The 25,070-nt window shown below is 66.1% G+C and carries 24 protein-coding genes and 1 tRNA gene; 15 read left to right on the forward strand and 10 right to left on the reverse strand.

All coding sequences use genetic code 11. The features are described from left to right. Positions 1–444 precede the first annotated feature (444 nt). Positions 445–1,704: an RsmB/NOP family class I SAM-dependent RNA methyltransferase gene (locus ABE485_RS08980; protein ID WP_346515058.1), complete on the forward strand. Its 1,260-nt coding sequence runs from the start codon at positions 445–447 to the stop codon at positions 1,702–1,704. On the opposite strand, the gene ABE485_RS08985 is transcribed toward ABE485_RS08980, so the two are convergent. Then, positions 1,688–2,083, reverse strand: a complete 396-nt coding sequence (locus tag ABE485_RS08985) for a hypothetical protein (protein ID WP_346514944.1) — start codon at positions 2,081–2,083, stop codon at positions 1,688–1,690. The genes ABE485_RS08980 and ABE485_RS08985 overlap by 17 nt on opposite strands. Positions 2,084–2,410: 327 nt before the next feature. Further along, complete coding sequence (locus ABE485_RS31225) at positions 2,411–2,587, reverse strand: hypothetical protein (protein ID WP_430795409.1); 177 nt, start codon at positions 2,585–2,587, stop codon at positions 2,411–2,413. Between ABE485_RS31225 and ABE485_RS08990 the strand changes: the two genes are divergently transcribed. The 3 genes from ABE485_RS08990 to ABE485_RS09000 are packed head-to-tail and all read left to right on the forward strand — an operon-like array spanning position 2,513 to position 6,245. Continuing rightward, entirely contained in the window at positions 2,513–3,643 is a 1,131-nt protein-coding gene (locus ABE485_RS08990; RefSeq protein ID WP_430795408.1) for a DesA family fatty acid desaturase, read from the forward strand. The two genes, ABE485_RS31225 and ABE485_RS08990, sit on opposite strands and share 75 nt — an antisense overlap. Continuing rightward, entirely contained in the window at positions 3,640–5,934 is a 2,295-nt protein-coding gene (locus ABE485_RS08995) for a UvrD-helicase domain-containing protein (RefSeq protein WP_346514946.1), read from the forward strand. Before ABE485_RS08990 ends, ABE485_RS08995 begins: the two co-directional genes overlap by 4 nt. 5 nt (positions 5,935–5,939) lie before the next feature. Then, positions 5,940–6,245: a chorismate mutase gene (locus tag ABE485_RS09000; protein WP_346514947.1), complete on the forward strand. Its 306-nt coding sequence runs from the start codon at positions 5,940–5,942 to the stop codon at positions 6,243–6,245. Between the two features lie 81 nt (positions 6,246–6,326). Here the strand turns inward: ABE485_RS09000 and ABE485_RS09005 are convergent, their stop codons facing one another. From ABE485_RS09005 to dapC, 5 genes are all read right to left on the reverse strand, one after another. Beyond that, entirely contained in the window at positions 6,327–8,261 is a 1,935-nt protein-coding gene (locus tag ABE485_RS09005; protein ID WP_346514948.1) for an ABC-F family ATP-binding cassette domain-containing protein, read from the reverse strand. Beyond that, entirely contained in the window at positions 8,258–9,154 is an 897-nt protein-coding gene (gene prmB, locus ABE485_RS09010; protein WP_346514949.1) for a 50S ribosomal protein L3 N(5)-glutamine methyltransferase, read from the reverse strand. Before prmB ends, ABE485_RS09005 begins: the two co-directional genes overlap by 4 nt. Positions 9,155–9,260: 106 nt before the next feature. Then, positions 9,261–10,400 carry a succinyl-diaminopimelate desuccinylase gene (gene dapE, locus ABE485_RS09015; protein WP_346514950.1) on the reverse strand — a complete coding sequence of 380 codons (1,140 nt, stop codon included), beginning with the start codon at positions 10,398–10,400 and terminating at the stop codon, positions 9,261–9,263. Next, a complete protein-coding gene (dapD, locus tag ABE485_RS09020; protein ID WP_008159467.1) occupies positions 10,400–11,221 on the reverse strand; it encodes a 2,3,4,5-tetrahydropyridine-2,6-dicarboxylate N-succinyltransferase in 822 nt (273 codons plus the stop codon). Before dapD ends, dapE begins: the two co-directional genes overlap by 1 nt. 24 nt (positions 11,222–11,245) lie before the next feature. Beyond that, positions 11,246–12,442 carry a succinyldiaminopimelate transaminase gene (dapC, locus tag ABE485_RS09025; protein ID WP_346514951.1) on the reverse strand — a complete coding sequence of 399 codons (1,197 nt, stop codon included), beginning with the start codon at positions 12,440–12,442 and terminating at the stop codon, positions 11,246–11,248. 47 nt (positions 12,443–12,489) lie between these two features. Between dapC and ABE485_RS09030 the strand changes: the two genes are divergently transcribed. Then, positions 12,490–12,576, forward strand: a tRNA-Leu gene (locus ABE485_RS09030). Between the two features lie 301 nt (positions 12,577–12,877). Next, entirely contained in the window at positions 12,878–13,072 is a 195-nt protein-coding gene (locus ABE485_RS09035; RefSeq protein WP_346514952.1) for a hypothetical protein, read from the forward strand. 62 nt (positions 13,073–13,134) lie between these two features. Here the strand turns inward: ABE485_RS09035 and ABE485_RS09040 are convergent, their stop codons facing one another. Both ABE485_RS09040 and ABE485_RS09045 read right to left on the reverse strand, forming a co-directional pair. Further along, complete coding sequence (locus tag ABE485_RS09040; protein WP_346514953.1) at positions 13,135–13,674, reverse strand: hypothetical protein; 540 nt, start codon at positions 13,672–13,674, stop codon at positions 13,135–13,137. Between the two features lie 55 nt (positions 13,675–13,729). Further along, positions 13,730–14,338 carry a hypothetical protein gene (locus ABE485_RS09045; protein ID WP_346514954.1) on the reverse strand — a complete coding sequence of 203 codons (609 nt, stop codon included), beginning with the start codon at positions 14,336–14,338 and terminating at the stop codon, positions 13,730–13,732. A 358-nt stretch (positions 14,339–14,696) separates the two neighbouring features. Here ABE485_RS09045 and ABE485_RS09050 point away from each other — a divergent pair, with 358 nt between their 5' ends. The 9 genes from ABE485_RS09050 (at position 14,697) to ABE485_RS09090 (ending at position 24,540) form a co-directional block, all read left to right on the forward strand. Further along, positions 14,697–16,154: an MFS transporter gene (locus ABE485_RS09050; protein ID WP_346514955.1), complete on the forward strand. Its 1,458-nt coding sequence runs from the start codon at positions 14,697–14,699 to the stop codon at positions 16,152–16,154. Beyond that, positions 16,151–17,692: an FGGY family carbohydrate kinase gene (locus ABE485_RS09055; protein WP_346514956.1), complete on the forward strand. Its 1,542-nt coding sequence runs from the start codon at positions 16,151–16,153 to the stop codon at positions 17,690–17,692. The genes ABE485_RS09050 and ABE485_RS09055 overlap by 4 nt, the downstream gene beginning before the upstream one ends. Next, on the forward strand, positions 17,689–19,365 hold the full coding sequence (locus tag ABE485_RS09060; RefSeq protein WP_346514957.1) for a glycerol-3-phosphate dehydrogenase/oxidase: 1,677 nt from the start codon (positions 17,689–17,691) through the stop codon (positions 19,363–19,365). Before ABE485_RS09055 ends, ABE485_RS09060 begins: the two co-directional genes overlap by 4 nt. Next, complete coding sequence (locus tag ABE485_RS09065; RefSeq protein WP_346514958.1) at positions 19,366–20,922, forward strand: FAD-binding oxidoreductase; 1,557 nt, start codon at positions 19,366–19,368, stop codon at positions 20,920–20,922. It begins immediately after the preceding gene. Positions 20,923–20,924: 2 nt separating this feature from the next. After that, on the forward strand, positions 20,925–21,509 hold the full coding sequence (locus ABE485_RS09070; RefSeq protein WP_346514959.1) for a glycerol-3-phosphate responsive antiterminator: 585 nt from the start codon (positions 20,925–20,927) through the stop codon (positions 21,507–21,509). A gap of 275 nt (positions 21,510–21,784) precedes the next feature. Further along, positions 21,785–22,525, forward strand: a complete 741-nt coding sequence (gene aqpZ, locus ABE485_RS09075; protein ID WP_346514960.1) for an aquaporin Z — start codon at positions 21,785–21,787, stop codon at positions 22,523–22,525. Positions 22,526–22,650: 125 nt separating this feature from the next. Continuing rightward, positions 22,651–23,214, forward strand: coding sequence for a cytochrome b (locus tag ABE485_RS09080; RefSeq protein ID WP_346514961.1), 564 nt, complete (start codon positions 22,651–22,653; stop codon positions 23,212–23,214). A gap of 93 nt (positions 23,215–23,307) precedes the next feature. Next, positions 23,308–24,165: a 3-deoxy-8-phosphooctulonate synthase gene (kdsA, locus tag ABE485_RS09085; RefSeq protein ID WP_346514962.1), complete on the forward strand. Its 858-nt coding sequence runs from the start codon at positions 23,308–23,310 to the stop codon at positions 24,163–24,165. 66 nt (positions 24,166–24,231) lie between these two features. Continuing rightward, positions 24,232–24,540 (forward strand): DUF3892 domain-containing protein, encoded by a 309-nt coding sequence (locus ABE485_RS09090; protein ID WP_346514963.1) that lies wholly within the window; start codon positions 24,232–24,234, stop codon positions 24,538–24,540. Here the strand turns inward: ABE485_RS09090 and ABE485_RS09095 are convergent. Next, on the reverse strand, positions 24,537–25,022 hold the full coding sequence (locus tag ABE485_RS09095) for a GNAT family N-acetyltransferase (protein ID WP_346514964.1): 486 nt from the start codon (positions 25,020–25,022) through the stop codon (positions 24,537–24,539). The two genes, ABE485_RS09090 and ABE485_RS09095, sit on opposite strands and share 4 nt — an antisense overlap. Positions 25,023–25,070 lie beyond the last annotated feature (48 nt).

The following is a 25,070-nucleotide window of genomic DNA, read 5'->3' on the forward strand; positions in this document are numbered from 1 at the left end:
TTCGGCGGCGGGCAGCGTGGCGAAGGCCGCGGCGGCGAACGCGGTTCGTACGGTTCCGAACGCCGCGAAGGCCAGGGCCGCCCGGACTCGCGCCAATCCTTCGGCGGCGAGCGCGGCGACTACCGTGGTGGTGATCGCGGTTCCTACGGCTCCGAGCGCCGTGAAGGCCAGGGCCGTCCGGACTCGCGCGCGTCGTTCGGCGGCGGGCAGCGTGGCGAAGGCCGTGGTGGTGATCGCGGTTCCTACGGTTCCGAGCGCCGCGAAGGCCAGGGCCGTCCCGATTCGCGTTCCTCCTTCGGCGGCGACCGCGAACAGGCGCCGCAAAAGCCGCAATTCAATCGCCCGCGCCAGTCCCATGCCGCCATCCGCATCGACCAGGTGCAGCGCGTCCTGGGCGAAATCCTGCAGTGGACCTATCCGGCCGACGCCTCGTTGTCGCACTGGATGCGCCAGCACCCCAACCTGGGCGCGCGCGACCGCTCCGAAGTCGCCGAGGCCGTCTATGACGTCCTGCGCCACCTGCGCCGCTACCGCCAGTACGGCGAAAGCGGGGTCGGTCCCGCTTCGCGCCGCCTGGCCATCCTGGGCCTGAATGCCACGCTGGGCGCCGAAGCCCTGCAAGACGGCATGGACGCGGCCGAAGCGGAATGGCTCAAGCGCGTCTCGCGCATCGACCTGGCGACCTTGCCGCGGGCGGTGCGCGGCAGCATCCCAGATTGGCTGGACGAACGCCTTGGCGCCATGGACAGCCCGGAAACGCTGATCGAAGCGCTGAACCGCCAGGCCAGCCTGGACCTGCGCGTCAATCCCTTGAAAACCGAGCGCGACGAGATGCTGGCTGAGCTGCAGCAAAGCGCCGGCCGCTACGAGCCGGTCGCCATGCCGTTTTCGCCGTGGGGCATCCGCATGCAGGGCCGTCCCGCCATCAACCGTTGGCCGCAGTTCGAGAACGGCAGCATCGAGGTCCAGGACGAAGGCAGCCAGTTGCTGGCGCTGCTGGTCGCGCCGCGGCGCGGCGAGATGATCATCGATTTCTGCGCTGGCGCGGGCGGCAAGACCCTGCTGCTGGGCGCCCTGATGCGGTCGACCGGCCGCCTGTACGCCTTCGACGTGTCGGCTGCCCGCCTGGCGCGCGCCAAGCCGCGCTTTGCGCGCAGCGGCCTGTCGAACGTCGTGCCCGTGGTCATCGACAATGAAAACGACGCCCGCGTGAAGCGCCTGGCCGGCAAGGCCCAGCGCGTGCTGGTCGACGCGCCTTGCAGCGGCATCGGCACCCTGCGCCGCAATCCGGACCTGAAATGGCGCCAGCACCCCGAAGCGCTGGCCGAGCTGGGCCAACTGCAAGAGCGCATCCTGAACAGCGCCGCCCGTTGCGTGGCGCCGGGCGGCCGTCTGGTCTACGCGACCTGCAGCTTGCTGGAAGAGGAAAACGAGGCGCAGGCCGAGCGCTTCCTGGCCGGCCATCCGGACTTCGAGCGCCTGGACGCGGCTGAAATCCTGGCGGCCCGTTGCGAAACGCTGAAGCTGGAAGGCCCGTACGTGCAATTGCGCCCGGATGTGCACGGCACCGACGGCTTCTTCGCCGCGGTCTTCGAGCGCAAAAAGAAGGGCGCCGCCGCGGATGCCGCCGAGGCCGTGGAATCCGAGGACGTGGCCGTCGAGGCGGACGTTGACGAGGAAATCGGGGTCAAGGACCCGGCGTGACGCCCACGGTCGCGCTGTAGCGGCGGGTTCCGATGGCCTTGTTCTGGTATTTCACTTCCCAGGACAGGGTGTCGGAACCCGGCTGTCCGGCCTGGTAGACCACCTGGGCCACCGGCACGGACTTGTACGCGCAGCGGCCGGAATCGCTGGATTGCCCGCGCGTCTGCAGGATGCTGGCCTTGCCCAGGGACGGCATCTGGGTGATGGACACCCGCGGCGCTCGCAGCGCCAGGCAATCCGATCCGCGTATCTCATAGTAGGAAGCCAGGACGGCAACGTCCCCCGACTTCAGCGTTTGCGCGCCGGCGGGGGACGCTAGCGTCATTGCGAGGGCGGCCAGGGCGGGGTAGAAACAGGGACGCATTGATTCGAGCAGCATCAGTGGGGCAAAAGAGACAATGTGCAGGGCGATTGGGCGTGCAGTGTGCGCCCGTCCGGCGGCGCCTACAAGCCTGCAGGCGAGCCTGACAGGAACTTTAATCGGGAATTGTGGCCAAAACGTCTCCATGGCGAATCCCCTGCGCACCCGCGCCGGGGCGGCCCCAGGGGCCGAATCCTGGCCATGCCGGGTCTTGCGGTTGCGCAGCCGCCGCGAGACGGGGCTTTTTTGCTCAGATTCGCTGCTTAGTCCTTGATTTCTCTCAATAACTATTTTGAAACTAGATTGTCATCAGACGGCTAAGGTAAGCTAAACTTCAGCCACTTCTCAAGCGAGGCTCATAACAGCTTTATGGATTACATCCTCTCCTTCATTGCCGGCGGCCTGACCCAAGCGACTTGGTGGCAGATCGTCGTTTTCACTTTGGTCGTGACGCACATCACGATTGTTTCGGTCACGGTTTTTCTCCATCGCAGCCAAGCGCACCGCGGTCTGGACTTGCATCCGGCTGTCATGCACTTCTTCCGCTTCTGGCTCTGGATGACGACCGGCATGGTCACCAAGGAATGGGTGGCCATTCACCGCAAGCATCACGCCAAATGCGAAAAGGAAGGTGACCCGCACTCGCCCATCCTGTTCGGCATCTGGAAGGTGCTGTTCCGCGGCGCGGAACTGTACCGCGAAGAATCGAACAACAAGGAAACCATGGCCAAGTTCGGCCACGGCACGCCTGACGACTGGCTCGAGCGCAACGTCTACAGCAAGCACAGCCTGTGGGGCGTGCTGACCATGCTCGCCATCGACGTGGCCCTGTTCGGCGCCGTCGGCGTCACGGTGTGGGCGGTGCAGATGGCCTGGATTCCCTTCTGGGCGGCCGGCGTCGTCAACGGCATTGGCCACTACTGGGGCTACCGCAACTACAACAGCCCGGACACCAGCACCAACGTGTTCCCCTGGGGCATCGTGATCGGCGGCGAAGAGCTGCACAACAACCACCATGCCCATGGCACGTCGGCCAAGTTCTCGGCCAAGTGGTACGAATTCGACATCGGCTGGTGCTACATCAACATCCTCAAGTTCTTCGGCCTGGCCAAGATCAAGAAGGTTGCGCCCAAGCTGAAGCTGGACGACACCCGCACCGGCATCGACCTGCGCACGCTGCAAGGCGTGATCACGCACCGCTACGAAGTCATGGCCCGCTATGCGGACGTGATCAAGAGCGCCGCCCGCGAAGAAATGGCCAAGCTGAAAGCCTCGCGCCAGGAAGGCAATGCCGAATGCGGCTGGACCAAGCTGCACCAGGTGCGCCGCGCCATCCATCGCAACGAGGACATCCTGCAGCCCGAGCAACTGGCCGCCGTGGACAAGGCCATCGCCCAGAACAAGTCGCTCTCGACGCTGGTGCAGATGCGCCGTGAACTCGGCCGCATCTGGGAAAGCTCCAGCGCCAGCAGCGAACAGCTCCTTCATGACCTGCAGGCCTGGTGCCAGCGCGCCCAGCAAAGCGGCATCGCCGGGCTTGAGCAGTTCGCTCAACATCTGCGCCGCTACGCGGCATGATGCTAGAGAAGCTCAACCCTGAACAACGCGCCGCAGTAACGTTAGAACCGCAGCACGCCCTGGTCCTGGCCGGGGCGGGCAGCGGGAAGACCCGGGTGCTCACCACCCGCATGGCCTGGCTGATTCAAACCGGCCAGGCTTCGCCTTTTGGGCTTCTGGCGGTCACGTTCACCAACAAGGCCGCCCGCGAAATGCTGGCGCGCATGTCGGCCATCCTGCCGATCGATACGCGCGGCCTCTGGATCGGCACCTTCCACGGCCTCTGCAACCGCATGCTGCGCGCGCATCATCGCGATGCCGGCCTGCCGCAGAGCTTCCAGATCCTGGACGTCACCGACCAGCTTGCGGCGATCAAGCGCCTCATGAAGGCGAACGGCGTCGACGACGAAAAGTATCCTCCCCGCGATGTGCAGCGCTTCATCAATGGCGCCAAGGAAGAAGGCCTGCGTCCGTCCGACGTCGAGGCCTACGACGCCCATCGCCGCCGCCTGATCGAGATCTACCAGCTCTACGAGGCCCAGTGTCAGCGCGAAGGCGTGGTCGACTTCGCCGAACTGCTGTTGCGCGCCTACGAACTGCTGTCGCGCAATGCGCCCGTGCGCGAGCACTATCAGCGCCGTTTCCGCCACATCCTGGTCGACGAGTTCCAGGACACCAATACGCTGCAGTACAAGTGGCTGCGCCTGTTGGCGGGCGGGGGCGCGTCCATCTTCGCGGTGGGCGACGACGACCAGTCCATCTACGCGTTCCGCGGCGCCAACGTCGGCAACATGGCCGATTTCGAGCGCGACTACGCGCATGGCACCGTGATCCGCCTGGAGCAGAACTACCGGTCCTTCGGCCACATCCTGGATTCGGCCAATGCGCTGATCGGCCACAACACCGGCCGCCTGGGCAAGAATCTCTGGACCGACCAGGGCGAAGGCGAGCCGGTGCGCGTCATCGAGCAGCCCTCCGACGGCATGGAAGCGCAGTGGATCGTGGATGAAATCCGCTCCCTGATCCACGAAGGCAGCGACCGCCGCGAAATTGCCGTCCTGTATCGCAGCAACGCGCAGTCGCGCGTGCTCGAACACGCCATCTTTTCGGCCGGGATTCCGTACAAGGTCTATGGCGGCCTGCGCTTTTTCGAGCGCCAGGAAATCAAGCACGCACTGGCCTACCTGCGCCTGATGGCCAACCCGCACGACGACACCTCGTGGATGCGGGTCGTCAATTTCCCCACGCGCGGGATCGGCGCGCGCACGCTGGAGCAGCTGGCGGACGCGGCCCGGGCGCACGACACCAGCCTGTACGCGGCGGTGGCGCTGGTCGGCGGCAAGGGCGGCTCCAACCTGGCCCAGTTCGCCCAATTGATCCATCGGCTGATCGACGAGACCCGCGATCTGCCGCTGCCCGAAATGGTCGAGCACATGCTCGAGGCCAGCGGGCTGAACGCCCACTACAAGGCTGAGCGCGAAGGCGCCGAACGCCTGGAAAACCTGAACGAACTGATCACGGCCGCGGCCGTGTTCGCGTCCGAGGAAAACTACGACGGCCTGCCGGCCGGCGTGGTGCCCGACCAAGACACCTCATCCACGCTCATGCCGGGCGTGGTGGATGCGCCCGCCGTGGCGGGGACGGGTCTGACGCCGCTGGCGGGGTTCCTGTCCCACGCTGCGCTCGAAGCTGGCGACAACCAGGCCCAGCAGGGCCAGGACGCCGTCCAGCTCATGACGGTGCATGCCGCCAAGGGCCTGGAGTTCGATGCGGTCTTCATCACCGGCCTGGAAGAAGGGCTGTTCCCGCACGAAAACAGCATCCTGGAGCCGTCCGGGCTGGAAGAAGAACGCCGCCTCATGTACGTGGCGATCACCCGCGCGCGCCAGCGCCTGTACATCAGCCTGGCGCAGAGCCGAATGCTGCACGGCCAGACCCGCTACGCCATGCGCTCGCGCTTCCTGGACGAAATCCCCGAGCAGCACCTGAAGTGGCTGACGCCCAAGGCAGGGCTGGCGCCGGTCAGCGCCACGGGCGCGGGCTGGGGGGGCGGCAACCGCGGCGATGCGTTTGGCCGCAAGCCGACCAATACCATTGCGCCGCGTCAACCCCGTGGCGTTGCCACCGGCGTCACGGTCGGCGACAAGCAGTATCGTGTAGGGCAGGGCGTGCGTCACGCGCGGTTTGGCGATGGCACGATCATCGGCCTGAGCGGCGCGGGACAGGACGCGCAGGCGGAAATCCATTTCCGCGACGTAGGCGCCAAGACCTTGGCGCTGGGCATCGCCAAGCTCGACATTGTTCAGGGTTGACACACATGGCCAACAACGATTCTCCCAAATCCGAGCTGGCGTCGCTGCGCGCCGAAGTCGATGAAATCGACCAGCAGATCATGCTGCTGCTGGGCGTGCGGTTCCGTTGCACGGACATGATCGGCGAGTTGAAGACCAACCATGGCATGGACCTGGTGGATCCCAAGCGCGAGGCCCAGCAGGTCGAGCGCATCCGCCGGCTGGCCCTCGAGGCGGGCGTGCCGCCCGCCCTGGCCGAAACCATCCTGCGCGAAGTGATCGACACCGTGATCGACAACCACACGCGCCTGCGCGAGCGTCCGTATTCGTGACGCATTAAAAAGCGGCGCGCGAGGCCTGCCTGTGCAAGCCGTCGGGCGCCGCTTTGGCGGCGGCCTGCGCCGCCTCGCCGATCAGGCCACGCTCTGGTCTATCTCTTCCAGCGAGCCCTGCAGCTCCAGCCACTGCTCTTCCAGCTCGTCCATGCGCTTGCCGTGCTCGCCGTGTTCCGCCATGACTTTCTGCCGTTCGGCGCGCCGCGCGTCGGAATACAGGTCCGGATCGGCAATCACCGCGTCCAGCGCCTGCAGTTTTGCGCGCAGCTTTTCCATTTCGGATTCGACCTTGGCCAGCCTGGATTCCAGCGGCTTGCGCAAGGCGGACAGGCGCTGGCGCTGTTCGGCGTCGGCGCGTCGCTGCGCCTTGCGGTCGACGACGGGTTCGCCGTCGGCAGCGGCGCTTTCGCGCGCTTCGGCGCGCTCGCCCGCATTGCGGGCCGCCAGCCAGTCCCGGTAGTCTTCGAGGTCGCCGTCGAATTCGCGCACGGCGCCGTCGGCCACGATCCAGAAGCTGTCCACGGTCGTGCGCAGCAGGTGCCGGTCGTGGGAAACCAGCAGCATGCTGCCGCCAAAGTCCGCCAGCGCGGTGGCCAGGGCCTCGCGCGTTTCCACGTCCAGGTGGTTGCTGGGTTCGTCCAGCAGCAGCAGGTTGGGCTTTTGCCAGACGATCAGCGACAGCGCCAGGCGCGCCTTTTCGCCGCCTGACATCGGGCCGACCTTGCTGGTCACCGTATCGCCGGAGAATCCGAATCCGCCCAGGTAGTTGCGCAGTTCCTGTTCGCGCGCCTCGGGCGCCAGGCGGGCCAGATGCGCGATCGGCGTGCTGTCCACGTCCAGCATGTCGAGCTGGTGCTGATGGAAATAGCCGATGGCCAGGCCGCGGGAGGCGCGGCGTTCGCCCGCCTGCACGGGGATTTCTTCGGCCAGCGTCTTGATCAGCGTGCTCTTGCCCGCGCCGTTGGCGCCCAGCACACCGACTCGGCTGCCCGCGCGCACCATCAGCGTGACGTCGCGCAGAATGGGTACCGCGTTGCCGGCGGCGTCCGTATAGCCCGCCGACAGGCCTTCCAGCGTGAGCAGCGGGTCGGGCACCTGTTCAGGGGAGGGGATGCGGATATCAATGCCCGCTTCGGCCTGCAGCGGCGCCAGCACCTGCATGCGCGCCAGCGCCTTCACGCGGCTTTGCGCCTGTTTGGCTTTGGATGCCTTGGCCTTGAAGCGGTCGATGAAGCCCTGCAGACGGGCCGCCTCTCGGGTCTGGCGATCGTAGGCGATGCTGGTCTGGCGCAGGCGCTCGGCGCGCTGGGTCAGGAAGTCGCCGTAGCCGCCGCGGTAGCGGATCAGCTTGGCATGGTCGAAATGCAGGATGGACTTGGCGACCGCGTCCAGGAACTCGGTGTCGTGGGAGATGAGCATGACGGTGCCTTCGTAGGCGCCCAGCCACTTCTCAAGCCACAGCATGGCGTCGAGGTCCAGGTGGTTGGTGGGTTCGTCCAGCAGCAGCAGCTCGGACGGCGCCATCAGCGCACGGGCAAGCGCCAGGCGCATGCGCCAGCCGCCGGAAAAGCTCTCGACAGGCTGCATCCATTCGGCGGGCTTGAAGCCCAGGCCGGCCAGCAGTTGCTCGGCGCGCGAAGGCGCGCTCCAGGCGCCGGCTTCCACCAGCGCCGCTTCCACTTCGGCGATCTCGGTGCCCTGGTCGTCCCTGAGGCCGGCGCGCTGCGCCTGCAGCGCGCGCAGATGGGTATCTCCGTCGATGACGAACTCGCGGGCAGGGCGTTCATCCGCGTGCAGTTCCTGTTCGACGCTGGCGATGCGCCAGCCCACCGGCACGGACAGCGTGCCGGCGTCCAGGTCCAGCGCGCCGGTCAGCAGCGCAAACAGCGAGGACTTGCCCGCGCCGTTCTTGCCGACGATCCCGACCCGTTCCCCCGGGTTCACGACGAATTCAGCGCCGTCCAGCAGCACTTTCGTGCCGCGGCGCAGGGTCAATCCAGTAGCGCGTATCACAGGCTCAGTTGCTCGCGGGTAAGCAGCAGAAGCTGGTCCGAGGCTTCCTCGGTGTCCAGCCAGACAGGGGACAATTGCGGGAAGGCGGCCTCGAAGAAGTCGCGTTCATGGCCGATCTCCAGCACCAGCACGCCCTCCTGCGTCAGGAACTGCGGGGCCGCGGCCAGGATGCGGCGCACCAGGTCCATGCCGTCGTGGCCACCGGCAAGCGCCAGTTGCGGCTCGTGCAGGTATTCCTGGGGCAGGACGTTCATCGAGCCGCTGTTCACGTAGGGCGGATTGCAGACGATCACGTCGTACTGGCGCGCCGGCAGGTTGTCGAACAGGTTGCTTTGGTGCAGATCCAGCCGATCGGCCAGCCCGTAGTCGTCGACGTTGCGGCGCGCCACGTCCAGCGCGTCCGAAGAGACATCCACGGCATCCACGTGCGCATAGGGAAAGGCCAGCGCCGACAGGATGGCCAGGCAGCCGGACCCCGTGCACATATCCAGCACGTTTTCCACGGCCAGCGCGTCCTGGACCCAGGGCGACAGGCCTTCGTCCAGCAGCTCGGCGATCGGCGAGCGGGGCACGATCACCCGCTTGTCCACGTAGAAGCGGTGGCCGCGCAGCCAGGCTTCGTTGGTCAGGTACGCGGCGGGCACGCGCTCGGTCACGCGCCGATCCAGCAGGTCCAGCACGCGCTCGCGTTCTTCCCGGACCACGCGGGCGTCCAGGAACGGTTCCAGGGTGTCCAGCGGCAGGTGCAGGGCGTGCAGCGTCAGGTAGACGGCCTCGTCCCAGGCATTGTCGCTGCCGTGGCCCAGCGCCACTTGGGCGCCGTTCAGGCGCGACACGCCGTAGCGGATCAGGTCGCGCACGGTCTGCAGTTCTTCGCGGGAGGTTTGATTCATAGTAGGCATTCGGTTCACCGCCCGAGGGGAAAAACGCCCCCTTTGGCGGGGGCTGGGCCCGGCGAGCGGGCAGGGCGCGGCGGGGGGCTTCCCCCGCCGGCAGGCATCACTTGGGCAGCAGCAGGTTTTCCAGCGTGCGCCGGTAGATGTTCTTGAGCGGCTCCAGCGAGGCGATTTCGACCCGCTCGTTGACTTTGTGGATCGTGGCGTTGCCGGGACCGAACTCGATGACCTGCGGGCAGATCTTGGCGATGAAGCGGCCGTCGGACGTGCCGCCGGTGGTGGACAGTTCGGCGGTGACGCCGGTTTCGGCGTGGATCGCCTGCACCAGCGCGTCGGTCAGCGAACCGCGCGGGGTCAGGAAGGGTTCACCTCCCAGTTCCCAGTCCAGTTCGTACTCCAGGCCATGCTTGTCCAGCACCGCGTGTACGCGCTGCTTGAGGCTTTCGGGCGTGCTGGCGGTCGAGAAGCGGAAGTTGAACAGCGCAACCGCTTCGCCCGGCACCACGTTGGTGGCGCCAGTGCCCGAATTCAGGTTCGACACCTGGAACGTCGTGGGCGGGAAGTACTCGTTGCCCTGGTCCCATTCGATGCCGACGATATCGGCCAGCGCCGGGGCCAACTGATGCACAGGATTGCGCGCCAGGTGCGGGTAGGCCACGTGGCCCTGGATGCCCTTGACCGTGAGCTTGCCCGACAAGGAGCCGCGGCGGCCGTTCTTGCAGGTGTCGCCCAGGACGTCGCCCGAGGTCGGCTCGCCCACGATGCAGTAGTCGAGCTGCTCGCCCCGCGCTTTCAGCGCGTCGCAGACGATGGCGGTGCCGTCGATGGACGGGCCTTCTTCGTCGGACGTGATCAGCAGGGCAATGGAGCCGTCATGCTGCGGATGGGCCGCCACGAATTCCTCGGCCGCCACCACGAAGGCGGCGATCGAGCTCTTCATGTCGGCCGCGCCGCGGCCGTACAGCCAGCCGTCGCGCTCGGTGGGCACGAAGGGATCGCTGTTCCACTTTTCGCGCGGCCCCGGCGGGACCACGTCGGTGTGGCCGGCAAAGACCGTCAGCGGCGCGGCGCTGCCGCGCCGGGCCCACAGATTGGTGACGCCGCCCTGCGCGATGGTCTCGCAGGTGAAGCCGATGCGTTCCAGGCGGGCGGCGAGCGCCGCCTGGCAGTCTTCATCCGCCGGCGTGACCGACGGGCGGGCGATCAGGTCCTTGACCAGATCAAGTACGGCCGCGTTGCTCATCAAGCCCTCAGCAGATCATTGATGCTGGTCTTGGCGCGGGTTTGCGCGTCGACACGCTTGACGATCACGGCGCAGGCCAGGCTGTGCGTGCCGTCGGCCGACGGCAGCGAACCCGGGACCACGACCGAACCCGACGGCACGCGGCCATAGGTGATCTTGCCGGTGGCGCGGTCATAGATCTTGGTGCTTTGCGACAGGAACACGCCCATCGCCAGGACCGAGTTTTCTTCCACGACCACGCCTTCCACGACTTCCGAGCGGGCGCCGATGAAGCAGTTGTCTTCGATGATGGTGGGGTTGGCCTGCAGCGGCTCCAGCACGCCGCCGATGCCCACGCCGCCCGACAGGTGGACGTTCTTGCCGATCTGCGCGCACGAGCCGACGGTGGCCCAGGTGTCGACCATGGTGCCTTCGTCGACGTAGGCGCCGATGTTCACGTAGGAGGGCATCAGGACCACGTTGCGGGCGATGTAGGAGCCGCGGCGGGCCACGGCCGGCGGCACCACGCGGTAGCCGCCCTGCTTGAAGGCGTTGTCGCCGAATTCCGAGAACTTGAGCGGCACCTTGTCGTAGAACTGCAGGGGAGCCTGGCCCATGATGGCGTTGTCGTTCAGGCGGAACGACAGCAGCACGGCCTTCTTGATCCACTGGTGCACGACCCAGTCGTCATTGATTTTCTCGGCCACGCGCAGGCGGCCCAGATCCAGGCCGTCGATGGTGTGCTCGACCGCTTCGCGCACTTCGGCGCTGGCGTCGGTGGGCGACAGGTTGGCCCGGTCATCCCAGGCTTTTTCGATGGTGGTCTGCAGGTCGAGAGTCATAGCGGCTCAGCTTTTAAAGGTTGATCAAACAGAAGTATGGACAAAATGGGCGATGCGCTCGGCTGCCTGCACGCAGTCAGCCAAAGGCGCTACCAGGGCGATGCGGATGCGGCCATGGCCCGGATTGGCGCCATGCGCTTCGCGCGCCAGGAAACTTCCCGGCAGCACGGTAACACCGGTGCGGCCATAAAGGTCGCGGACAAAGGCCGTGTCGGCGCCCGGCGTGGCGGCCCACAGATAGAAAGAAGCCTGCGGGCGCGACACATCCAGCACTTTCTGCAGGATGGGCACGACCGCGTCGAATTTTTCGCGGTACTGGCGGCGGTTTTCCTTCACGTGCGCCTCGTCCGTCCAGGCCGCGACGCTTGCCGCGGACACCAGCGGGCTCATCGCACTGCCATGATACGTGCGATACAGCAGGAATCGGCCGATCAGCGCGGCGTCCCCCGCCACGAAACCCGACCGCAGGCCCGGCACGTTGGAGCGCTTGGACAGGCTGGAGAACGCCACCAGGTTGCGGTAGTCGTCGCGGCCCAGGCGGCGCGCCGCCTGCAGCCCGCCCAGCGGAGGATTGCCCTCGTCCAGGTAGATTTCGGAATAGCACTCGTCGGACGCGATCACGAAACCGTGGCGGTCGGACAGTTCGAAGAGCGATTCCCACTCGTCCAGCGACATGACGTTGCCGGCGGGATTGCCCGGCGAGCACACGAACACCAGGCGCGTCTTCTTCCAGACGTCATCGGGGACCTGGTTCCAGTCGGGCGCGAAATTGCGCACCGGGTCGGCATTGACGAAGTAGGGCGTGGCGCCCGCCAGGAGCGTGGCGCCTTCGTAGATCTGATAAAACGGATTGGGGCAGATCACCACCGACCCGGCCGACGGGTCGATCACGGTCTGGGTGAACGCAAACAGCGCCTCGCGCGAACCCAGCGCCGGCAGCACCTGCGTTTCGGCGTCTGGCGCGGGAATGCTGTAGCGGCGCGCGAGCCACTCCGAGATCGCCCCGCGCAGGGCGGGGTCTCCCTTGGTGGAAGGGTAGACGGACAGCCCGCCGAGACTGTCGCGGATGGCCTGCGCCACGCGCTCCGGCGCGGCATGCTTAGGCTCGCCTATCGACAGATTGATGGGCGCAAGGCCGTCCGGCTGCGAGCTGGCGGAGGCCAGCAAAGCCCGCAGTTTTTCGAACGGATAGGGGTGTAGGGCATCGAGGCGCGGATTCATGACGCAAGATTTTAACAAGCAAGCTACAATAGCGGGCTTGGCCTATTGCGAAGGTGGCGAAATTGGTAGACGCACCAGGTTTAGGTCCTGACGCCGTAACAGGTGTAGGGGTTCGAGTCCCCTCCTTCGCACCAAGATTTTTTTCCGTTGATGGGCAGGCGCTAAGCCTTTCAAATCAATGGTTTAGCGGTAGGTTAGGGTACGGGCAGGCTGCCAAAAACGAAGACTTTCAGAAAAATTCGCAGTCGCCTGGCCCATCGTCGCCTGATCTGGCCCCCGGCCAGGAAAATCCCCAGCAAATCCCCAGGACCAATCCAGGCTAACTCCAGGCTAACTCCAGGTTTAGCTCGGGTTCAACCGCCTGCCCTCCAAATTGAAAACCGCTTGCGGTTGTGAAATGCTGAAGTCGTTCGGCATTGAGCTGGAGGTGCGGCCATGGAACTCATCCGCCATTTCTCTTCGTTCCCCAGTTCGGCGTTCCTGCTCTTCGTGCTGTGCATATCCGGCGGAGCGGTGGTGCTCATCGCCCTCTACAAGAAGCACGGCTGGATGGCATCCCTTCTTTTTGCAGCCATCGTGGGCGTGCTGGTCGTGCTGCTGATGCCGGGCATCGCGCATGGCGGGATCTGAGCGCCTGGATCAAGCGGGATCGCCATGTTCAAGTGCGATCGCCACGCATCTTGTCTTTCGGCCTATCGTCTCACCGACTTCGGCAGCCACGCGGTGAACCAGGCCGCCGCACCCAGGGCGGCCAGGATGACCACGGTGCCGACAACTGCGGTAACGGCAGGGACATACATCATGGCCAGGTCCGCCAGGACGATGACCGCAAACGCGGCGGCCCATGCCATCGCGATCCTGGTCGCGGTGCGCCGGAACATGGGGCTCGCGGCGACTTCCGGCGATACGCGTTCACGCGCGTACTGCAGCGTGAAGGGCCGGCCGACGATGATCGATCCCAGCACGATCGCCAGCAGGCCCGCATCCACCAGAAGCCGGACGCTCAGGATGGAGGGAGCGAATGCCGGGAATCGCGTTGCGAACGCCAGTGCGCCGAAGAGGATCAGCGACCCGACTTCCAGCGTCTTTGGCGCTGCATGAAGAATGAACCGGTCCCGGATGACCAGCAGGGCGGACACGGCGGTGGCCGCCACGAGCGCGGGGTGTGCCCCCAGCCTGTGCTCCAGCAGCGCGAAGGCAACGAAGGGGACAAAGGCGAGAAGCAGCTTCACGGGGCCTCCGATAAGGACGCAATGGCGTTCAAAGTCTGGCCGGCAAGCGCGGCCGCTACAACCACACTGAAGCGATAAGAACGATACAGCCGATGGTGGCGGCGCCCGTCATGGCCCAGGCCAGGCGCTCGGCCAGTTTGCGTTCCTTGCGGCCGACGTTGGGATCGGCGGCGTTGGCCGCCCGAAGCTGTTCCCAGGTCGACGCGGTGCCCGCCTTGTGGCTGTGCATGGCCGAAGACGTGCCGGCAAGACTGCGCGACAGGGATGCCAGCCGAATCGACGGCCAGGCCAGGAGCAGACCCAGCAGGAACAGGAGTCCCGCGCCAAGTACGCCCACGGTGGCGAACATCGTGCCTCGGGTGGGAAAGAGAATCAGCGCAGCGACGAGTCCCGCCAGGTTCAGGCAGCCCAGCGCCTTCAAGGCTTGAAGGCCCCACACGCCGGTGGCTTCTTCGGTGAAGTCGCCAACGGATTGCCAATAGACGGCGTCTTTCGCGGCGGCCCGGAAGAAGAATTCCAGTTCCCGGTGAAGTTCGCCGGCCTGCAAAAGGTGAGGCGGGGCATCCTGGTGCCACTGGGCGGCGAAAGCCGCGCTGCGTTGCGCATCCGCGTGATTGCGGGCGGCCCATGCAGTTGCCAGGCGGACCGCGTCCTCGTTGGTCATGCTTTCAGACGTCGCACTGAGAGTCATTTTTTAGTCCCTATATATGGGACATTTTACCGGGAGCCGCGCGCGCGCAGGGCATAGTTGCCCGGGCGCAACGAGGGCCGAAACCTTGCGCCAGATCGTTGAAACACTGTGGCGCAGCAATGCGAATCCTTGCCCGCAAATGCGCGGACACACATCGGGCGCGCGCATGCGTTACGGGGGTTTTTCCTCATGCCCAACCACCTTGACACGCTCCGGGATAGTCCATAAAGTCACCGCACAGATTTAGATAAAAGACCATCTGTAAGTTGGTCTTTTATCGCGCGCAGATTGCGTCGACCTCTTACAGAAATAATTCCAAGAGGAGACGACTGTGCATTCATCGACCGTAAAAATACGTGGCATCGACGATGTCATCGCTTATATCGATTCTCGCCCAGGCATCACGGGCCGAGCCGGCCTTATCTGGTGGCTCGCGCTGGGGGGATTGTTTCTTGACGCCTTTGCCAACTCCGCGCTGAGCGCGGGGCTTGGCCCCATGACGCGCGACCTCGGCCTGAAGGCCGGGCAGGTGGCGCTGATGACTTCGCTGGCCGCGTGGGTGGCCATCGCATTCAATCCGATCGGCGGCTGGATGGCGGACCGCTGGGGCCGCATCCGGCCGCTGATCATCGCCAAGTTCCTGGCGGTCATCGGCGCGGTGCTGGTGATGTTCGCGCCCAGCTTTGAAGTCATCCTGGCGGGCCGTTTTTTCGTGGGTGCGGCCTACGGGATCGACTTCGCCATCGCCATGGCCGTCCTGGCCGAGTTCACGCCCGCCAGGTTCAAGAGCCGCCTGAACACCTGGCAAGGCATGTGGTATTCGGCCGTGTGCACGAACCTGTTGCTGGCCATGCTGTTTTTCTCGTGGGACGTGGGCGATTCGATCTGGCGCTACTCGGTCGCCGCCACCGCCATCTTCGCGCTTGTCATCCTGACGCTACAGATGCGCTACATGGTCGAAAGCCCCATCTGGCTGGCGCGCAAGGAGCGGGTCGAAGACGCGGCGCTGGCGATGACGCGCATCTACGGCCAGCCCTTCGCGGCGGCGCCGCTCGATGAACGGGTGCCGGTCGTCAACCTGGCCAGGCGCGGCCTTGCGAATGTGCTGCTGATCTTTCGCGGCGTATATCTGCCGCGCACGATCCTGGCGGCCACCGTGCAGATCGGGCAGTCCATCCAGTACTTCGCGGTGGGCTGGTATCTGCCCCTGATCAGCGCCGCGCTGTTCGGCAAGGACTTCATCTACGCGACCATCGGCGCGCTGGTGTTCAACGTGTTCGGCATCTTCGGCGGGTTCATGTCGCCCTGGATCGGCCGCAAGCTGGGCCTGCGGCGCGCATCCGCGATCGGCTTTGCCGCGGTATTCCTGATGCTGCTGCTCCTGGGCACGTTCCACGGCAAGATGCCGTTGTGGCTGGCGGTGGTGGTGCCGTCCCTGTTCATCCTGTTCCACTCCGGCGGTCCGGGAGCCAACGGCAAGAGCCTGTCGTCGCTGTCGTTCCGCAGCGAGCTGCGCGCGGGCGCCAACGGCATCATCGGAGCGCTCGGATCCACGGGCGCGGCGATCGGCCTGCTGGTGTTCCCGATCTTCCGCGAAAGTTACGGCCTGGAAAAGACCTTCCTGATCCTCTCGGTCGTTCCCCTGATCGCCAGCATTATCTGCTTTGCGATCCGGTGGGATCCGACCCGTACGACGATCAATCCCGACAACGAAGCCGGCGCGCCGCAGTTCAAGGACGATGCGCCGCTTTCCTCCCTGGACCCCGCGATCGGAAAGGCCTCGCGATGACAAAACAGCCAGTGATTCTTGCCATAGACGAGGGCACATCCGGCACCCGGGCGGCAGTGGTGGCGGCCGACGGGCACGTGTCGTGCCTGGAATATCTGCCGCTCCAGGTCGAGTCTCCCAGGCCCGGCGTTGTTGAACAGGATGCCGACGACATCCTGCGCAAGACCATCGAGGTCTGCCGCGGCGCGATCACGCAGGCGGCCCGCGCCGGTCTGGACATCGTCGCCCTGGCGATCGCGACGCAGCGCGCCACCGCCGTGCTGTGGGACACGCATAGCGGCAAGGCGCTGGCGCCGGCCATGGTGTGGCAGGACACGCGCTACGTCGACGAGCTGGCCGCGCTGGCCCCGGAATGGGATCAGCGCCTGCTGACGCGCGTGGGGCGGCCGGTGGGCGTCCGGTCGCTCTATCTCTGGGCGGCGCGCCATCTGCGGGACACGCCGTGCGTGGCGCAGGCCTGGCGCGAGGGCCGGCTGGCCTTCGGCACGGTGGACAGCTGGCTGCTCTGGCATTTTTCGCAGCGGCGCGAGTGCGTGACCACGCCGACGAACGCCACGTCCGCCGGCGCGTACATCCTTGCTGAACACGGCTACTACGAAGCGTGGGTGGAAGCGCTGGGTTTTCCGGCCGCTTTGCTGCCCGCCCTGCGCCAGGACGCCGACGATTTCGGGCAGACCCGTCCGGAACTGTTGGGCATCGACGTGCCCATCCTCGCCTGCGCCGGAGACCAGCATGCGGGCGCCGTTGGGCTCGGCTGCCTGGATCGGGGCCAGGCGATGTGCGTGCATGGCACGGGCAGTTTCGTGGACCTGATCGTGGGCAGCGAACCTCCCGCCAATTCCGGCCGGCTGGCCGGATCGCTGACCATGACCGCGCGGCGGCAGCATGAAGTTTCGCACTACGCGGTCGAGACCTTCGTCGCCACGACCGGTTCGGCGTTGAACTGGGTCTGCGACAAGCTGAAGTGGTTCAAGGACGCGCGCGAAATCTCCGCGCTGGCGGCGACGGCGACGTCATCGGGGGGCGTCACGTTCGTGCCGGCGCTGACGGGGCTGCGCGTGCCCAGGATGGAGGCGGGCGCACGGGCGTCGCTGACCGGCGTGTCGATGTCCACAACGCAGGCCGAAATCGCCTACGCCATTCTCGAGGGCATCGCCCATTCGGTCGCCAGCTGCATCGAGGCCGACGAAGAAGCGTCCGGCGTGCGCGTGTCGGAACTGGTGGTCGGCGGCGGACTTGCCGGCAGCGATCCGCTGCTGCGGATCCAGGCGGACCTGATCGGCATTCCGATACGACGTATGCAGGAGGCCGACCGCGCGAGCCTGCGCGGCGCGGCGTTCCTGGCGGGCTCATCGGGCCTGATGTGGGAATCGCTGCAGGAAGCCCGCAAGACGACGGTCACGGACGCGGTGTTCGAACCCGTCCTGGATGCCGCGCAGCGGGCACGCCGCCGCGCGCTGTGGCATGCCCGCGTGCAGGCCGAGCTGGCGCACGTCGATCAATTCAAGCATGACAGGCAGGAGGCCTTGGAAACATGATGGGGTGGCTATCCAGAAAGCCTGGGAAGGATCAGGCCGACATGACGAGCACCGAACCACTACGCCTGATACGGCAGGAGCAATTGGACCGGTTGGGCAGCGAACGCTTCGACATTCTCATCGTGGGCGGGGGCATCACGGGCGCCTATGCGGCGCTGGACGCCAGCCTGCGCGGATACCGCGTGGCGCTTATCGAAAAAGACGATTTCGCGTCCGGCACGTCCTCCAAGTCGTCGAAGATGGTGCATGGCGGCTTGCGGTATATCGAACAGGGCAACCTGGGGCTGGTGCGGCATTCCCTGCACGAGCGCCAGCGCCTGCGGCGCAACGCCAGGCACCTGGTGCAGCGCCTGCCGTTCCTATTCCCGATCCTGGAAAGGGACGGGGTCTTCGACAAGCGCCTGTCCAAGGCGTTCGAAAGCCTGCTGTGGACCTACGACATCGCCGGGGGCTGGCGCGAGGGCATCCTGCACCAGAAGTTGACGCCGGCCGAAGTGCTGTCGCACTGTCCAACCTTCAAGGACAAAGGCCTGCTGGGCGGATTCCTGTATTTCGATGCGCGCGTCGACGACGCGCGCCTGACGCTGGCCGTCGCGCGCAGCGCGGCGTTCCACGGCGCCGTGGTCGTCAACCACGCCAGGGCGATCGAGGTGACGCGCAATGAGCACGGCAAGGTGGACGGCGTGATCGTGCAGGCGGGACAACAGGAGATCCGGGCGCGCGCCGGCGCCGTCGTCATGGCCACGGGCGTGTGGCTGCGGGACTGGAACGGCGCCAGGAAGGACGACGCCCAGGCCCTGCACATACGGCCGGCCAAGGGCGTGCACGTGGCGGTGCCGTGGCTGAAGGTGCGCAACGACTGCACGGTGACCATTCCGGTTCCGGGCCGCAGCCGCCGCGCCACGATCACGCGCTGGGGCAACGTGTCGTACCTGGGCACGACCGATGAAGACTACGAAGGCGATCTCGACGACGTGCACTGCACGCGGCGCGAGCTGGACTTCCTGCTGGAGGGTGCGCGCTCGGCGCTCAAGACCGATCTGCAGCCCGAGGACGTGGTGGGCAGCATCGCGGGCTGCCGGCCCCTGGTCGCGCCGCCCGGCGGCAAGACCCTGGAGATCAAGCGCAATCACGAGATCCGCGTGGCGGCGGACGGGCTGGTCACGATCGTGGGCGGCAAGCTGACGACCTCGCGCCACATGGCCGAGCAGACCATCGATGCGGCCCAGCAGGTCATCGGCAAGCAGGCCAGATGCGTGACCCGGCGGGCGTACCTGCTGGGCGCGGCCGGTTACGACCCGCAGGCGATCGTGGCGTCGGGCGGCCTGTCGGCGCACCTGGGCGAGCGCTACGGCACTGAAGCCCGCTTTGTCAGCGACATCATGCAGGCCCGGCCGGAGCTGCTGGCGCCCATCGTCGAGGGCCTGCCCTACACCGAGGCCGAAGTCGTATATGCGGCGCGCCATGAACTGGCGGCCACCGTGCAGGACGTGCTGTCGCGGCGCATGCGGGCGCGGCTGATGGCGCGCGACGCCTCGGCCCGCGCCGCCGCGCGCGTGGGCCAGCTATTGCAGGCCGAACTGGGCCTTTCCGAAACCGCCGTCGCGCAGCAGGTCGAAGACTACCTGGCTGCGGTCCGGCGCGAAAAATCCGTACTCATGGGAGACGATTGAATGATCAGCAAAGAAGCCATCAAGCGCGGCTACAACCGCGGCAACTATGTGGTGGGGGCGCACACGCCGCCCGCGTACGCGGCGGCGCTGGCGGGCATGGGTTCGGAGCCCGGCCTGCAGCGCGATCCCGTCAGCGTTTCCGACAGGCAGGTGGACGCCCTGCGCGGCGCGTCCGACGAAGTGCTGACCGATGTGGGCGATGTCGTGGCTTGGACGCGGGACTGGTGGGCCGGTTCGATGATGACCGAAACCGCCGGCAAGCCGGCCACGCCGCGGGCCGTCATCGTCAAGGTGTCCACCGTCGAGCAGGTGCAGGCGGTCATGCGGATCGCAAACGAAGGCGCCATCCCGCTAACGGTATCCGCCGGCCGCAGCAACGTGACCGGCGCCGCGCTGCCGGTGCGCGGCGGCATCGTGCTGGACGTCTGCCAGTTGAACCGGCTGATCGGCGTGGACCGCGAGAGCCAGATCGTCGAAGTCGAGGCCGGCATGTTCGGCGACATCTTCGAACAGACGATCCAGGGCGAGTACGGACTGACGATGGGGCACTGGCCGTCGTCGTTTGGCATCAGCACGGTGGGCGGCTGGGTCGCATGCCGCGGGGCGGGCCAGCTGTCTACCCGCTACGGCAAGATCGAGGACATGGTTTTCGGCATGGACGTGGTGCTGGCCGACGGCAGCCTCATCACCGTCGGCGGCTATTCACGGGCCGCGCTGGGCGCGGACCTGCAGCAGGTCTTCGTCGGGTCGGAAGGCACGCTGGGCGTCATCGTGCGCGTGCGATTGAAGTTGCATCGCCTGCCGGACTATGGCCGGGCGATCGCGTATGGTTTCAAGACCTTCGCCATCGGCCTGGACGCCTGCCGCGAGATCATGCAGCGCGGGGCGAACCCCGCCGCGCTGCGCCTGTACGACGAACTGGAAAGCGGCGTGCAGTTCAACCGGCCGGACCTGAACGTGTTGCTGATCGCGGACGAGGGCGCGCGCCAGATGGTGGACGCCGTCATGGAAATCAGCGAAGGCGCATGCCAGGAACTGGGCGAGAAGCTCGACGGCGACGCGATCTTCGAGCGCTGGCTGGAAACGCGCTATCTCACGGGCAAGAGCGCGGAAGGGTTCAAGCGCAGCCCCGGGTTCGTCGCCGACACGCTGGAAATGGCCGGCCGCTGGAGCGACCTTGCCGCCATCTATCGAGAGGTCGTGGACGCCGTCAATGCAGTGCCGGGCACCCTGGCGGGGTCGGCGCACCAGTCGCATGCCTACGTGGACGGCGCATGCCTGTATTTTTCGCTGCGCGGCGACGTGGACGTCGGCCGCCGGGCCCAGTGGTACCGGCAGGCGTGGGATGCGGCCAACGCGGTGCTGATTAAATACAATGCGGCGCTCAGCCACCACCATGGCGTGGGCCTGCTTCGGGCTCCGTACATGCAGGAGTCGCTGGGCAGCGCGTTTCAGGTCCTGCAGGCGATCAAGCGCACGCTCGATCCGCAGAACATTCTCAACCCTGGAAAGCTCGGACTGGGCGACCAGCTGGTTCCCGAGCGGAGTGGACGATAACCATGGACAGATCATTCGGGGCGTGCCTGGCGCGGCATCCGGTCATCGCGACACTCTACGGGGTGGAGCAGATCAACACCTTCGTGGGCGGCGCGGCCGAGATCGCGATCGTGGCCAATGTCGAATTGCGCAAGCTCGCGCCGGTGATCGCCACGCTCAACCGGGCGGGCAAGTTCGCCATCGTCAATATCGACAGCTGCGAGGGGCTGTCGCAAGACAAGGGCGGGGTGGAGTACCTGGCGGACATCGGCGTGGCCAGCCTGGTGTCCACCCGGGTCGCCACCATCCAGCGCGCCAACCGGGCGGGCATGGTGACCATGCAGAAGGTGTTCGTGACGGACCGCTCGACCTGGCCGCGCAGCGTCAAGGCGCTGGAGCAGAGCGATCCCAACCTGGTGCAGCTGATGCCGGCGCCGATGCTGGCGCACATGGCCGCGCAGGATCTCAAGGCCTTGCCGCCCATCGTCGCATCGGGTTTTGTCTGCAATCAGACGGACGTGGGCATCGCGATCCGGCATGGGGCGGTGGGGGTGTCGACCAGCGAACATACGCTATGGAGCCTGGACGCCAGCCAGTTCAGGCGCTGACGCCTGCCCGGCGGACCCGGCCGGGTCCGCCGGGCGTTCCACGCCGGCTTTCTCAACCGGTCACGCGCCGCCCATGGCCGCGGGAACGGTGCGGGCCACATGCGCCTTTGCGCGTCGCCCTTCGGCGGGATTGCGCGGCATGGCCATCCCGGCTATCTTGTCCGAGGCAGCCATGCCGCCTCCAGCGCCTACAAGAATGGTCAAGATTGTCAATTCTTTAACCTTCCAATTTGCGCTTGGCGATACCGTTGGGGTTTCATTTTCAAGGAGTGGAAATGTACTCGCTATCCAAGCGTTGCGGTGCGGAGTTCTTTGGCACGTTCTGGCTGGTCCTGGGAGGATGCGGTGCGGCGGTGCTGGCCGCCGGCTTTCCCGAGATGGGCATCGGTTTCGCAGGCGTGGCCCTGGCATTCGGCTTGACGGTCCTGACCATGGCGTTCGCGGTGGGGCATATTTCGGGCGGGCACTTCAATCCCGCCGTCACCGTGGGCCTCGTGGCGGGCGGCCGGTTTCCCGCGCGCGAAATCCTTCCCTACATCATTGCCCAGGTGCTGGGCGCCATCGTGGCGGCGGCGGTGCTGGCCACCATCGCCAGCGGCAAGCTGGGTTTCGATCTGAAGGCCAGCCACTTTGCCGCGAATGGCTACGGCGCCTACTCCCCCGGCAAGTACACGATGTTGTCCGCGCTGGTGACCGAGGTCGTGCTGACCGCCGGCTTTCTGTTCGTGATCCTGGGGGCCACCAGCAAGCGCGCGCCCGCCGGATTCGCGGCCATTCCCATCGGCCTTGCGCTCACGCTCATTCACTTGATCAGCATCCCCGTCACCAATACGTCGGTCAACCCGGCGCGTTCCACCGGGCCCGCGCTGTTCGTGGGCGGCTGGGCGATCGAGCAGCTGTGGCTGTTCTGGGTCGCGCCGATCGCGGGGGCGATCATCGGCGCGCTCGCCTACCGGCTGGTCAGCGAGCCGGCATCGGAACGGATCTTGCGCGCCACGGGCGATAACATCGCGTAGGCGCCTGCCCCTGTCGCCGCCTGGCGGCAGGGCAGGCTCCGACATCGGGCTACGCCGCCATCAGGACGTAGTCAGCCGTATCTCAATACGCTTGCGGGCCAGTTTCCCGACAGCAGGCGTATCCCGTGACGACACCCATTTACTCCCCCGCGCAAACCGATCCGGCCCGTTATGACACGACCACGATCGTCCTGCACTGGCTTACCGCCGCGCTGGTGCTGGGATTGTTCGCGCTGGCCGAAATCTGGGGGGTGCTTCCTCGGGGGACGCCCACGCGGCGCCTGCTGCAATCCTTGCATATCTCGTTCGGACTGGCCTTTGCCGCCGTCTTCGTCCTGCGGGTCGTCTGGCGCCTGAGCGCGGGCCGGCGTCTGCCGCCGGCGGGCGCCGGGTGGGTAAGGGTGGCTGGTGCAGGCGTACACGGCCTGCTGTACCTGCTGATGGCCGCGCAGATCATCCTGGGCTTTCTGTTCCGCTGGGCGCAGGGCGAGCCCTTCGCGTTCTTCGGCCTGTTCGACGTGCCCACGCTGATCCCCATCGCCCACGAGCAGCGCCGCTTCATCGGCGGGTTGCACGACACCGTGGCCTGGTCGATCGTGGTCCTTGCCCTGGTGCACGCCGCGGCAGGCCTGTTTCACCATTACTTCCTGCGCGACGGCGTGCTGCGGCGCATGCTTGCCCGCCGCTGAGGGCCGGCGCTGCGGCGCCGGGATGAAGTCCTGGGTGGGCAGGTTGTACATTACGCACTATCACCTGCCTCATTTCTACAGGATTCATCCATCATGACCGCCCCTGAAGTCGTAATTTCTTCCTCGATCGCCTGCGCGAACGATCGGCCCTTCGTGCTGTTCGGCGGCATCAATGTGCTCGAATCCCTGGACCTCGCGCTGCGCGCCTGCGAGGAATACCAGCGCGTGACCCGCAAGCTCGGGATTCCCTACGTGTTCAAGGCCTCGTTCGACAAGGCCAACCGTTCGTCCATCCATTCCTACCGCGGACCGGGCCTGGAAGAAGGCATGAAGATCTTCGAGGCCGTGAAGAAGGAATTCGGCGTGCCTGTCATCACCGACGTGCACGAGCCCTGGCAGGCTGCGCCGGTCGCGGAAGTGGCCGATATCCTGCAGTTGCCGGCATTCCTGGCGCGGCAGACCGATCTGGTCGTCGCGCTGGCCAAGACGCAGCGCGTGGTGAACATCAAGAAGCCGCAGTTCCTCAGCCCGACCCAGATGCTCAACATCGTCGAGAAATTCACCGAAGCCGGCAACGACAAGCTGATCCTGTGCGACCGTGGAACAAGCTTCGGCTACGACAACCTGGTCGTGGACATGCTGGGATTTGGCGTGATGAAGAAGGTGACGGGCAATCGTCCGCTGATCTTCGACGTGACGCATGCGCTGCAACAGCGTTCGGCCCTGGACGCGGCCTCGGGCGGCCGCCGGGCACAGGTGGCGGACCTGGCCCGCGCGGGCATGGCGGTCGGCCTGGCGGGCCTGTTCCTGGAAGCCCATCCCGATCCCAAGAACGCGAAATGCGACGGCCCCAGCGCATTGCCGCTGGACAAGCTTGAACCCTTCCTGACCCAGCTCAAGATGCTGGATGACCTGGTGAAGTCCTTTGCGCCTATCGATATCGAACCCTGACGCTGGCGTTCATCCTGAAGACGCCAAGTTGTTATACGATCCAGGCCACACATTAGGGAGGCCTGGATGTCGTTGTATGTGATCGTCGCCGTTCGCAAGGAATCGGTCAGCGGACATATCGCCTACGTGCGCCTGGGCCAGGCCGTGCGCGGCGTGCCGGGCTGGGTCACCGAACCCATGACGGCCGCCGCCTCCGAGGTCATCGAGCTCATCAAGGACGGGGCCGAAGTCGAAACCGCCATCAGCGTCGACGGCCTGACCGTCGCATCGCGCGCGGTGCGCGTGCTTGTGGATGACGACGGGCGCGAGCATCTCGCGTCGGTGCCCGTGCCCAGCTCCACCCTGCACACGCTGTTCGACCTTCCCGAGTTCTAGCGCCGGCCTTCCGCGAAATTGCGCAACGCGTCGCCGGCCATCCGGTAGCGCACCCACTCGTCCTGCGGCAGCGCGCCGATCGACTGATAGAAATCGATGGCGGGCTGGTTCCAGTCCAGCACGCTCCATTCCAGGCGTCCGCAACCGTTCGCCACGGCTTCCTGCGCCAGGCGGCGCAGCAGGTCCCGGCCGGCGCCTATGCCGCGCTGTTCGGGCGTGATGTACAGGTCTTCCAGATAGATCCCATTCTTGCCCAGCCACGTGGAATAGCTGTAGAAATAGACGGCGTAGCCGATGGCCTTGCCGTCCAGCAGGCACATCAGCGCCTTGGCCGGCGCGCCTTCGGCGAATAGGGTGCGCTCGACGTCATCGGCGCTGGCGATCACCTCATGCGCGGCGCGTTCATAGACCGCCAGCTCGGTGATGAAGGCATGGATCTGGGCCGCATCCGACGGGGCGGCGGGACGGATTTCGATGGTCACGGATGTTTCCTGTTTTTTGGGATGGCTATCCTACCTTGTATTGAGGCG

This window comes from Achromobacter spanius (assembly GCF_039673305.1).
Taxonomy (GTDB): Bacteria; Pseudomonadota; Gammaproteobacteria; order Burkholderiales; family Burkholderiaceae_B; genus Achromobacter; species Achromobacter spanius_F.